Origin of the sequence: Sulfuriflexus sp. (assembly GCF_032250955.1) — a bacterium.
Taxonomy (GTDB): domain Bacteria; phylum Pseudomonadota; class Gammaproteobacteria; order AKS1; family AKS1; genus Sulfuriflexus.
This window is the reverse complement of the sequence record NZ_JAVVES010000079.1, coordinates 1-11,127: the sequence shown is the minus strand read 5'-3', so window position 1 is coordinate 11,127 and position 11,127 is coordinate 1. Positions and strand designations below refer to the sequence as shown.

11 protein-coding genes are annotated in these 11,127 nt (G+C 56.7%); 2 read left to right on the top strand and 9 right to left on the bottom strand.

The window, feature by feature from the left end:
- Nucleotides 1-710, top strand: a 710-nt coding sequence (locus tag RQ738_RS12055; protein ID WP_314165487.1) for an EAL domain-containing protein, incomplete at its 5' end; no start/stop codon positions are given.
- Here RQ738_RS12055 and cysG read toward each other — a convergent pair.
- From cysG to ald, 8 genes are all read right to left on the bottom strand, one after another.
- The gene (gene cysG, locus RQ738_RS12050; protein ID WP_314165485.1) at nt 707-2,119 is read right to left on the bottom strand and encodes a siroheme synthase CysG; all 1,413 of its coding nucleotides are present in this window, start codon (nt 2,117-2,119) and stop codon (nt 707-709) included. The genes RQ738_RS12055 and cysG overlap by 4 nt on opposite strands.
- 117 nt (nt 2,120-2,236) lie before the next feature.
- Nucleotides 2,237-3,517, bottom strand: a complete 1,281-nt coding sequence (gene serS / locus RQ738_RS12045) for a serine--tRNA ligase (protein WP_314165484.1) — start codon at nt 3,515-3,517, stop codon at nt 2,237-2,239.
- 31 nt (nt 3,518-3,548) lie between these two features.
- On the bottom strand, nt 3,549-3,851 hold the full coding sequence (locus RQ738_RS12040; RefSeq protein WP_314165482.1) for a DUF190 domain-containing protein: 303 nt from the start codon (nt 3,849-3,851) through the stop codon (nt 3,549-3,551).
- A gap of 12 nt (nt 3,852-3,863) precedes the next feature.
- A complete protein-coding gene (gene crcB / locus RQ738_RS12035) occupies nt 3,864-4,238 on the bottom strand; it encodes a fluoride efflux transporter CrcB (RefSeq protein WP_314165481.1) in 375 nt (124 codons plus the stop codon).
- Nucleotides 4,239-4,255: 17 nt separating this feature from the next.
- A complete protein-coding gene (locus tag RQ738_RS12030; RefSeq protein WP_314165480.1) occupies nt 4,256-5,581 on the bottom strand; it encodes a replication-associated recombination protein A in 1,326 nt (441 codons plus the stop codon).
- A gap of 27 nt (nt 5,582-5,608) precedes the next feature.
- The gene (lolA, locus tag RQ738_RS12025; RefSeq protein WP_314165479.1) at nt 5,609-6,220 is read right to left on the bottom strand and encodes an outer membrane lipoprotein chaperone LolA; all 612 of its coding nucleotides are present in this window, start codon (nt 6,218-6,220) and stop codon (nt 5,609-5,611) included.
- A gap of 2 nt (nt 6,221-6,222) precedes the next feature.
- Nucleotides 6,223-8,529, bottom strand: coding sequence for a DNA translocase FtsK (locus tag RQ738_RS12020; RefSeq protein ID WP_314165477.1), 2,307 nt, complete (start codon nt 8,527-8,529; stop codon nt 6,223-6,225).
- Between the two features lie 107 nt (nt 8,530-8,636).
- Nucleotides 8,637-9,692, bottom strand: coding sequence for an alanine dehydrogenase (ald, locus tag RQ738_RS12015; RefSeq protein ID WP_314165476.1), 1,056 nt, complete (start codon nt 9,690-9,692; stop codon nt 8,637-8,639).
- Nucleotides 9,693-9,848: 156 nt separating this feature from the next.
- Here ald and trxB point away from each other — a divergent pair, with 156 nt between their 5' ends.
- On the top strand, nt 9,849-10,814 hold the full coding sequence (gene trxB, locus RQ738_RS12010; protein ID WP_314165475.1) for a thioredoxin-disulfide reductase: 966 nt from the start codon (nt 9,849-9,851) through the stop codon (nt 10,812-10,814).
- A gap of 67 nt (nt 10,815-10,881) precedes the next feature.
- Here the strand turns inward: trxB and RQ738_RS12005 are convergent, their stop codons facing one another.
- Entirely contained in the window at nt 10,882-11,025 is a 144-nt protein-coding gene (locus RQ738_RS12005) for a hypothetical protein (protein ID WP_314165474.1), read from the bottom strand.
- Between the last annotated feature and the right edge of the window lie 102 nt (nt 11,026-11,127).

The following is an 11,127-nucleotide window of genomic DNA, read 5'->3' as shown; positions in this document are numbered from 1 at the left end:
CCCTCCAATTTCCAGAAAACTATCTCTATTGCTCCAAATTCGCTATATTTTTACCCACTAATTTTTCCGAAGAGCCCGATTTTATACCTGTTGCCGAAGAGACCGGGCTGATCAAACAACTTGGCGATTTTGTTCTCAGAGATGCCTGTGCACAGGCAAAAAGATGGAATGATGCCAGCATTGGCCGCTTACGCGTAGCCGTGAATCTTTCTCCATTACAAATGCTTGATGCAGACTTTCACGATGCCGTAATCAGCATCCTGGACGAGAGCCGGCTCTCACCCTCATTACTGGACCTGGAAATTACCGAAAACATGGCTGTGCATGACATGGATAACGTCATCACTATTCTGGGAAAATTCAGGGAAAAAGGTATTACTATCTCAATAGATGATTTTGGCACCGGTTACTCCTCGCTCAGTTATCTGCGCCAGTTACCCTTGAACATCATCAAGATCGATCGCTCATTTGTTAAAGACATTGGTGAAGGCGATGATGGTTCGATCGCCAAGGCTGTCATGGCCATGTCACATAGCCTTGGCATGAGTGTCATCGCCGAGGGCGTGGAGACCGAAACACAGCTCAATTTTATGCTGGCGAATAACTGCGAAGAGATTCAGGGTTTCTATTACAGTCCGCCTTTACCTGCCGCAGAATTTGAAGCCTTTGTAATCAGGCATAATGGCCAGACAGACACCGCTGCTGGTTAATCCTTCGCAACAGCCCAATAGGCTGACTCATCATACCAGTTCAGCCGGTCATGTAATTTAACCACGTTACCAACAATGATCAGGGTTGGTGCCTTGATGTTTTCACGTTCGACTACGTCCGGCATACTGGCGAGATCGCCGGTAAACAGTCGCTGCTCCGGTGTCGTCGCCTTCTGCACCAGTGCAATCGGTGTATCCGCCGGCATACCGTGTTCGATTAGTTTTTCGCAAATAGTACTGAGACCGACCAGCCCCATGTAAAAGACGACGGTCTGGTTCGGCTGCGCGAGCGCCTGCCAGTTCAGGTTGATCGAGCCGTCTTTCAGGTGCCCGGTAGCGAACACCACTGATTGCGAGTAGTCACGATGGGTCAGCGGGATCCCCGTGTACGACGAAGCACCCGCTGCGGCAGTAATGCCGGGTACGACCTGGAATGGAATGCCCTCTTCCGCCAGCGTATCAATCTCTTCACCACCGCGGCCGAAGATAAACGGATCGCCGCCCTTCAGGCGGCAAACACGCTTGCCCTCTTTCGCAAGACGTACCAGCAACTGGTTAATGTCTTCCTGTGGCACGGCATGGTTAGAGCGCTCCTTGCCAACATAGATGCGCTCGGCATCACGACGTGACAGATCCAGCACTTCTTTCGAGACCAGGCGATCGTGCACGACCACGTCGGCCTGTTGCATCAGACGCAAGGCGCGAAAGGTCAAAAGATCAGGATCTCCTGGCCCGCCCCCGATGAGGTAGACCTCGCCCATATCACGTTGCACGGCATCCGGGCTGGCGAGGGTCTTCTCAATCACCTTGACGGCCTCTTCATCCCGGCCGGCAAAGACCATCTCGGCCACTGAGCCCTGCAGGATATGCTCCCAGAACAGGCGTCGATCAGCGGGCTTGTCGAAGCGGTCCTTCACCTTGTCACGGAAGTCCGCCGTCATTTTCGCGAGACGGCCATAAGCACTCGGCAACATGGTCTCGAGACGCGAGCGAATCATACGCGCCAGCACCGGCGACGAGCCACCCGTCGATACCGCCGCAATCACGGGTGAACGGTCGACAATAGAAGGCATGATAAAGGTACACAGATCCGGGGCATCCACGACATTGACCGGGATGTGCCCTGCAGTAGCCGCAGCATGCACCGCCGCGTTCACCTTGGCGTTATCGGTCGCCGCAATCACCAGCGTCATGCCATTCACATCCGCTTCTTCAAACGGGCCGTTACGGTGCTGGATACGACCCTCGTCGAGGCAATCCTGCAAACTATTCGACAGTTCAGGGGCGCGCACATGGACCGTGGCGCCCGCGTCAATCAGCAAGGCGGCCTTGCGTGAGGCGACTTCACCACCACCGACCACGAGACAATCGCGACCGTTTAACTGCATGAATACCGGTAAAAAATCCATGGTCAGAAACTACCTTGCTGGCTGCTTACACTAAATGGCCGGGCATTATATAACCCGGCCGCGTCATGGGCAAAAGATGCCCACCTGTTTTTTATGAAACCCCGTGAAAATACAGGGTTATGAGGCGCTAATCCGTTCAAGCCCACCCATATAGCCACGCAGTGCCTCGGGAACGACAATGCTGCCATCGGCCTGCTGATAATTTTCCATCACCGCGACCAGGGTACGACCCACGGCCAGGCCTGAGCCATTAATCGTATGCACGAGGGCCGGTTTCTTCTGCTCCGGTGCGCGCCAGCGCGCCTGCAGACGTCGGGCCTGGAAATCAAGGAAGTTGCTGCAAGAGGATATCTCGCGGTACTTGCCCTGCCCCGGTAGCCAGACCTCGAGATCGTAGGTCATCGCCGCGGAAAAGCCGACATCCCCCGCGCACAAGGCCATCACCCGGTACGGCAAACCAAGTATCTGCAAGATGCTTTCAGCGTGGCCGGTCAGTTCCTCGAGCGCCTGCCAGGACTTGTCCGGTTCGACGATCTGCACCATCTCGACCTTCTCGAACTGGTGCTGGCGAATCATGCCACGCGTGTCCTTGCCGTAACTCCCTGCCTCACTACGAAAACACGGCGTGTGGGCAACAAATTTCATCGGTAACTGTGCCGCTTCGAGGATCTCGTCGCGAACAATGTTGGTCACGGGCACCTCGGCGGTGGGGATCAGGTAATAGTCATGCTCACCTTTAAGCGCGAACAGGTCTTCACCGAACTTCGGCAACTGGCCGGTGCCCTGCAGGCTGTCACTGTTCACCAGGTAAGGCACATATACCTCGGCATAACCATGTTCACGACTGTGCGTGTCGAGCATCAACTGGGTCAGGGCGCGATGCAGGCTGGCCAACGGGCCGTTCATGTAACTAAAGCGCGAACCCGTCAGTTTAGCGGCGATCTCGAAATCCAGCATGCCCAGATCGGCACCGAGGTCGACATGATCCTTTGGCTCAAAATCCAGTACCGTCGGTTCGCCAACCCGGCGCAACTCGACGTTGTCATCCTCATCCTTGCCATCCGGCACCTTGTCGCTGAGGATATTCGGGATGCCGAGCAGGATCGCGTTCAACTGCGCCTGGATCTCGGCCAGTTCTGTCTCGGCCGCCTTGAGCTTGTCACCCAGTTCCGCCACTTCATCGAGCAGCGGCTGGATGTCTTCACCACTCGCCTTGGCCTTGCCGATCAGTTTGGAGCGGGTATTGCGCTCGTTTTGCAGGGCCTGGGTTTCCATCTGCACACTCTTGCGCTTCTTTTCCAGTGCCTGCAGCGTGGCAATATCCAGGGCGAAACCACGGCGCGCCAGTTTCGCGGCCGTCGCTTCCAGGTCTGTTCTGAGTAATTGTGGGTCTAACATCGTCTGTCTCTGTCTTAATCTATAACCGGGTTCAGGCATTCACCTCGGCCGACCAGTGCACCAGGTGGCCCGGCTTAATCTGTATCGACAGGTGTTGCAGTATCTTGTCTACCTTTTCGGGCGTATCAAAAAACTCGACCACCACGGGCAGGTCGAGTGATAAATCGACCAGTGTCGAAGAGTGTAGCTTGCCAGAGGCACCGAAACCGGCAATTCCTCGGAATGCCGTGACGCCCTTGACCTGCTCCTCGTCATGCAGCTGTTTCAGCAACGGCTTTAGCTGCGCATCGGCCTCGGTCAGGTAGATCCGTACCATTGTAACGTTTATTGCCATCATTCTCTCCCCTTAAAGCTGTCGAACCGCCAGCACACCCAACCAGGTCGCGAGCACACAGACCGTCACGCTCAGTAACATATTCAGCAGGGCCCGCAACGGTTCACCGCCCTCGATCAGGGCCACGGTTTCCATCGAGAAGGTCGAAAAGGTCGTGAACGCCCCCAGTACCCCCACCAGCAAGAATGCGCGCCATTCCACGGTTTCGATGAGGCGCTCCACCAGCAACACATACAGCGCCCCCATCAGCAGGCTGCCGAGTATATTGACCGTCAGCGTGCCATACGGAAAGTCTCGACCGGTCACGGCATGCACCGCGTTGGACACACCAAAGCGCATAACCGCGCCCAGCGCCCCGCCGGCGGCAATAAAGACGAGTTGTGACATAAGGGTAAGCTGCCCTTTTATTTGTTGTTTTTGTATTGCCTGTCAAGCTCGCGAAAATGCTGCAGCCTGGCGGCGATCTTTTCTTCCAGTCCACGCGGCACTGGCACGTAGTACGAGCGCGGCGCCAGCTCATCGGGGAAATAGTTCTCTCCCGCGGCGTAGCCCTCCGGCTCATCATGCGCGTAACGATAGCACTTGCCGTAGTCGAGTTCCTTCATCAGCTTGGTCGGCGCATTGCGCAGGTGCAAGGGCACCTCGTGGCTGCCGCTTTCCCGGACATCGGCCATGGCCATGTTAAAGGCCTTGTAGACTGCATTACTCTTCGGTGCGACAGCAAGGTAAACCAGGGCCTGCGCCAGTGCCAGCTCGCCCTCCGGACTACCGAGGCGTTCCACCGTATCCCAGGCACTCATACAAACCTGCAAGGCGCGCGGATCGGCATTGCCGATGTCTTCCGAGGCCATGCGCACCACGCGCCGGGCGATATACAGAGGGTCACAGCCACCATCGAGCATACGCGCCAACCAGTACAGCGCCCCGTCAGGTGAAGAGCCGCGCACCGATTTATGCAGGGCCGAGATTTGATCGTAAAAGACCTCGCCACCCTTGTCGAAACGACGCATACCACCCGCGACGACCTCCTTGATAAGCTCGTCACTGACAACATTGCCATCACTTAAATCAGTGGCAATCTCAAGCAGATTCAGGGCTCGGCGCGCATCACCATCGGCGGCCTGTACGAACAGCATGAGTTGTGCGTCACTCATACTCGAGGGCGGATAGCCCAGACCATGCTCGGTATCCTCGAGGGCATGGCGTAGAATACGTAACAACTCCTCCGCTTCATGCTGACGCAACACATAGACGCGCGAACGTGATAACAGGGCGTTGTTCAATTCAAATGAAGGGTTTTCTGTCGTGGCACCGATAAAGAGCAACGTGCCGTCTTCAACATAAGGCAGGAAAGCATCCTGCTGTGCCTTGTTAAAGCGATGCACCTCGTCAACGAATAGCACAGTCTGTTTACCACTCGTCTGACGCTGCCTGGCCTGATCGACTGCGGCACGGATATCCTTAACCCCGGACAAGACCGCCGACAGACTCAGGAACTCGGCACCGCAATAGTTAGCCAGCATTCGCGCCAGCGTGGTCTTGCCGGTACCCGGCGGTCCCCAGAACACCATCGAGTGCAAGGCACCGGATTCAATCGCGTTGCGCAAGGGTTTGCCTGCCGCAAGCAAGTGATTCTGGCCAAAGAAATTCTCGAGGCTTCGCGGACGCATGCGGTCCGCCAGTGGCTTGCCGGCATCCGGCGTTTGTGCAGAAAAGAGATCGGGGTTCATGTAAGTCCGGGCTGCAACATGGGCAACTTACTCGCCAATGACATCCACGCCCGCTGGTGGTACGAAATCAAACTGGGCAGACTCGAGTTCAGGATTGCGTTCAATATTAGTGAAGCTGAGCCGGGTCAACTGGCCAAAGCTGTCCTGCAGCTCCATGTGTTGCAGATTGTGTTCGCCAAAACCGAGCAACAGCTTTTCAAAGCCGCTGTCTTTATTCTTCGGCGTCAGCTCGACCCAGGCAAGATCATTTTTCATACCGAGATCGCGGACACTGAAATTGTCTTCAATATTCGCGCCACTACTGAGTAACAGGGCCGGCGTACTACCCATGGCCGCGTCAAACTTCTTCACCGTTACCTGTTCCAGGTCAACGTCATACAACCAGACCTTTTCGCCGTTGGCGACAATCAACTGCCTGTAGGGTTGCGTATAATCCCAGCGAAAACGTCCGGGGCGTGACAACAGCATGGTGCCACTGGTCTGTTGCAAGGCCTGGTTTTGCGGGTTCAGTACCTGCTGCACAAAGTCGGCACGTATCGAATCAACCTCTTCAAAAAAAGCCTTCAGACGCACATCCCCGATACCTGCCAGTGCCGGCAAGGGCATTAACAACAGCAACAAACACAATAATTTTTTCATCATTAACCTTTTGGTGGCCGTGGCGCAATCACTTCACGCTGACCGTTACTTTGTACTTCACTGACAACACCTGCTGCTTCCATCTCTTCGATCATGCGTGCGGCACGGTTATAGCCGACCTTCAGGCGACGCTGCAGGCCCGAAATCGAGGCCCTCCGTGATTCGGTAATAATCGCCACGGCCTGATCATAGAGCGGGTCCATCTCGTCGCCACTGCCTCCTTCCGAAGGTGTCAGACCCGGCACGCCATCGCCACTAGTTTCACTGATTATGGCATCGAGGTAATCAGGTTCGCCCTTGCTCTTCAGGTTATCAACAACCTTGTGCACTTCCTCATCAGAAACAAAGGCGCCGTGTATACGCGTGGGCACGCCGGTTCCCGGGGCCATATAGAGCATGTCGCCGTGCCCGAGGAGCTGCTCGGCGCCCCCCTGATCGAGGATTGTCCGCGAATCGATCCTGGTCGAGACCTGGAAGGCAATACGGGTCGGGATATTGGCCTTGATCAAACCGGTGATCACGTCCACTGACGGCCGTTGCGTCGCCAGGATCAGGTGGATACCGGAGGCGCGTGCCTTTTGCGCCAAGCGGGCGATAAGTTCTTCAACCTTTTTACCGACCATCATCATCATGTCGGCAAGCTCATCAATTATGACCACGATGTAGGGCAGATGTTCCAGCATCGGCGGCTCTTCATCCAGGCCATCTTCCTTGACGAAAGTCGGATCAGGAATCGGCTCACCTTTATCATTCGCCTCTTTCACCTTACGGTTATAACTGGTCAGGTGGCGTACCCCGAGTGCCGCCATAAGCTTGTAGCGACGTTCCATTTCCGCCACACACCAGCGCAGTGCATTAGCGGCGTCTTTCATATCCGTGACCACCGGGGTTAACAGGTGCGGAATGCCCTCATAGATAGACAACTCGAGCATCTTCGGATCGACCATGATGACGCGCACATCGTGCGGTGTAGCATTGTAGAGCAGACTCAGGATCATGGCATTGATCGCCACCGATTTGCCCGAACCGGTCGTGCCGGCGACCAGCAGGTGCGGCATCTTCGCCAGGTCTACCACCACCGGATAGCCGGCAATGTCCTTGCCCATCGCCAGGGACAGTTTCGAATCATGGCTTTCATATTCTCTGGAATTGACGATCTCACGCAGACGCACGATCTCGCGCACCTCGTTAGGGACCTCGAGACCGATAACGGGTTTGCCAGGAATGACTTCAACCACGCGCACACTCACAATGGACATGGCACGGGCGAGGTCCTTGGCCAGGCCACTGATCTTGCTGGCCTTCAAACCCGGTGCCGGTTGCAGCTCAAAGCGCGTGATCACCGGACCGGGGTGCACGGCGACCACCTCAACCTCGATGTTAAAGTCCCGCAGTTTCATCTCTACTAACTGCGACATGGCCTGCAGGGCCTCTTTAGATAGCTGATTTTCAATGGCCTTGGGGACGTCCAGCAACGAGAGTGGCGGCAGTGGCGTATCATCGGGCGTGTCAAATAACGGTACCTGGCGTTCACGCTCGGCACGCACGCCGGGTTCCGGCAACTCCACTATCGGCTCGATACGCGGCGGCTTGCGCGTCAGGCTCTTGCGCTTGACGACCTCGACCGTATCATTACGCTTGATACGCGCCCGACGACCTTGCAGGTATTCACTGAAGCGGCTCACCTGCTCACGTAACAGGGCCAGCAACAGCAGCGTGTATTTACCCGCCATATCCATGAGCCAGAACCATGACAGGCCGGTAAACAGGGTCACGCCGGTGAGGAATAAGGCCAGCAGGAACAAGGTCGCGCCGAGGAAACTAAACATACTGACCAGGCCGTTTCCGGTCAGGTCACCCAGGACTCCTCCGGGGTTCAGCGGCAAAGCCAGGCCGGGTTGCTGCACATGCATGGTTGCCAGTCCCGCCCCGGCTCCCAGGGTGAGCAGGAAACCCGCCGCGCGCAGGGCAAACTGACGGGTGTTAAAGCCGCCGGTCAGGTTACGACCCTGGAATAACAACCAGCCACTATAGATAACCATAATCGGAAACAGGTAGGCCATCAGGCCAAATAGATACAGGAATACGTCGGCAAACAACGCCCCGGCAACGCCACCGGCATTGTTGACATTGCCCGGCTGGCCGGCACTCTGTGACCAGCCAGGATCGGAGATCCGGTAGGTCAGCAGGCAGAGCAACAGGTAGACACCGATGGCCCCCAGCACCAGCAGACTGCCTTCGCGCAGGCCGCGATGGTGGTTAATCGTGTTTATGTTAGCGGTAGATGATTTACGTTTTGCCTGGGCCAAGTGGGTAACCGTTCTGACTAATTTAAAATAAGAGGTTTTTTATGTAACTTTCTTAATCTTAACGAGTTTTACTCAATAAGACCATCCCTGTGAAGGGAATATATAGCTTAACCCAGCAGTGCCGGGTGGACCACTTTTCCGGCATCCACATTCACCGCCCCGGCCAGGATGGGCTCCTCCCGCCAGCCCGGCGCGGCAAGGCGCTCAAGCCACGGCAGAATCGCTGCGGAAAGTGCCTGGGTGGCACTTCTGGGCACCGCCCCGGGCATGTTGGTGACCCCGAAATGGGTCACCCCGTGCTGTTCAAACGTCGGCTGGCTATAGTCGGTGGGGCGGGTGGTCTCGATGCAGCCACCCTGATCCACCGCGATATCCACAATGACACTGCCCGCCTGCATGCTCTTGACCATGGCCTCGCTGACCAGGTGCGTGGCCTTCTTGCCCGGGACGAGAATCGCCCCTATCAGCAAATCCGCTCCCCGCACGGCCTCGGCAATGCTCTCCCCATAGCTGTGCAGACCGGTGACATTGCCGCCCAGCGCCCGCATTCGGGCCAGTTTCTCGCGGTCGCGGTCAAATACCGTCACCTCGGCGCCGAGTGCCGCGGCCACCAGTGCGGCGTTGCCACCGGCCACACCCGCGCCGAGAATCACGACCCGGCCCCGCTCCACGCCGGGCAAACCACCAAGCAGCAGGCCCTTGCCCCCCTGCGGGCGGTATAGCAGGTTGCTGCCGATCTGGACCGCCAGGCGACCGGCGATGTCGCTCATCGGTGCCAGCAGGGGCAACTGTCGCCCTGCCGCAATGGTTTCGAAACCGATAGCGGTCAAACCGATGGCCTGTAACTCCCGGGTCAGTTCCGGCAAGGCAGCGAGATGTAAATAGGAAAAGACGATGTGATCCCTGGTCAGGTGCTCAAGGTCCCCGGCCACCGGCTCCTTGACCTTGACGATAAGACGCGAGTGGGCATATAAGCCGGCGGCATTGTCGACGACTTGCGCCCCGGCCTGCGCATAAGCGGCATCACTATAGCCACTGGCCTGACCGGCACCGGTCTCGACAAAGACGCCGTGCCCAAACCGGCACAGCTCCGCCACCGCCGCCGGCACGAGTGCCACGCGCCCCTCGAGCACCTTGATCTCTTTCGGGATACCAATATCCATGTACGACCTCCACCTTTACCTTGCTCGAAGCCGCCAACCGACTTTGCTTTACCGGCCGCCGGGCTTTCCGTAATATAGTGGCAATAAATTTGACCTACAGTTTGCACCTCCAACCCTGGGTGAACAACCACAGTTTTATACGGAGACATTATACAAATGAGTGATAAAAAGCATTGTCGACTGCTGATTCTCGGTTCCGGTCCTGCCGGCTACACGGCCGCGGTTTATGCCGCCCGCGCCAACCTGGAGCCGGTCATGGTTACCGGCCTGGAGCAGGGTGGCCAGCTGATGACCACCACCGACGTGGATAACTGGCCCGGCGACCCGCAGGGTGTACAAGGCCCGGAATTGATGCAACGCATGCGCGAGCATGCCGAACGCTTCGATACCGAGATCATCTCCGACCATATCAACAAGGTTGATCTGGGCAGCCGGCCATTCCAGCTCAGCGGTGACGCCGGCGAGTACAGCTGCGACGCTTTAATCATTGCCACCGGCGCCTCCGCCATGTACCTGGGCCTCGACTCCGAAGAGGCCTTCAAGGGCCGCGGCGTTTCTGCCTGCGCGACCTGTGACGGTTTCTTTTACAAGGGCCGCAAGGTCGCCGTGATCGGTGGCGGCAACACCGCGGTTGAAGAGGCCCTGTACCTTGCCAACATCGCTGAACATGTCACTGTCATCCATCGCCGCGACAGCTTCCGTTCCGAGAAAATCCTCGCCGACCAGCTGCTCGAAAAAGCGAAAAGCGGGAATGTCACCATCGAGTGGAACCACGAGCTTGACGAAGTGCTCGGTGACAATAGTGGTGTAACCGGCCTGCGCATCAAGAACACGCAGGATGGGGCGACAAAAGAGATCGACGTGCACGGTGTCTTCATCGCCATCGGTCACAAGCCGAACACCGACCTCTTCGAAGGCCAGCTCGATATGGAACACGGTTACCTGTCCGTCAAGGGTGGCTCACAGGGCAATGCCACGCAGACGTCGATTGAGGGTGTCTACGCCGCCGGGGATGTTGCCGATCATATCTATCGCCAGGCCATCACCTCGGCCGGTTCCGGTTGTATGGCCGCCCTGGACAGCGAGCGTTACCTCGATAATCTCGAGCGTGGCGGCAAGTAAGACTGACGTATCTTAAATAAAAAGGCCCTGCAGTGCGGGGCCTTTTTATTGGACGGGATTTACAGGATTAACATGATGTTGTTCGTGCCACCGCTTGAATGCCGTTTTGTCCTGTAAATCCTGTCTGTTCATAAAAACCCGCCAGCTGGCTTGATGCCACCGCGCGCACAGAAAAATACATGACTGCAATTTTCCAACGAGCGGTTTTCATTCATTATTCAAAAATTCGTCTTGCCATCACTGCTGTCCCGTTAATTCCCTCTCCCTTCGGGAGAGGGTTAGGGTGAGGGGATTTAGATTCGATAACACATTG

What these genes read in the sequence shown, in the direction of transcription:
- cysG (WP_314165485.1), bottom strand. Translation starts at nt 2,119, where the DNA reads ATGGATTTTTTACCGGTATTCATGCAGTTAAACGGTCGCGATTGTCTC.
- trxB (WP_314165475.1), top strand. Translation starts at nt 9,849, where the DNA reads ATGAGTGATAAAAAGCATTGTCGACTGCTGATTCTCGGTTCCGGTCCT.
- RQ738_RS12030 (WP_314165480.1), bottom strand. Translation starts at nt 5,581, where the DNA reads ATGAACCCCGATCTCTTTTCTGCACAAACGCCGGATGCCGGCAAGCCA.
- RQ738_RS12005 (WP_314165474.1), bottom strand. Translation starts at nt 11,025, where the DNA reads ATGAAAACCGCTCGTTGGAAAATTGCAGTCATGTATTTTTCTGTGCGC.
- lolA (WP_314165479.1), bottom strand. Translation starts at nt 6,220, where the DNA reads ATGAAAAAATTATTGTGTTTGTTGCTGTTGTTAATGCCCTTGCCGGCA.
- serS (WP_314165484.1), bottom strand. Translation starts at nt 3,517, where the DNA reads ATGTTAGACCCACAATTACTCAGAACAGACCTGGAAGCGACGGCCGCG.
- crcB (WP_314165481.1), bottom strand. Translation starts at nt 4,238, where the DNA reads ATGTCACAACTCGTCTTTATTGCCGCCGGCGGGGCGCTGGGCGCGGTT.
- RQ738_RS12040 (WP_314165482.1), bottom strand. Translation starts at nt 3,851, where the DNA reads ATGGCAATAAACGTTACAATGGTACGGATCTACCTGACCGAGGCCGAT.
- ald (WP_314165476.1), bottom strand. Translation starts at nt 9,692, where the DNA reads ATGGATATTGGTATCCCGAAAGAGATCAAGGTGCTCGAGGGGCGCGTG.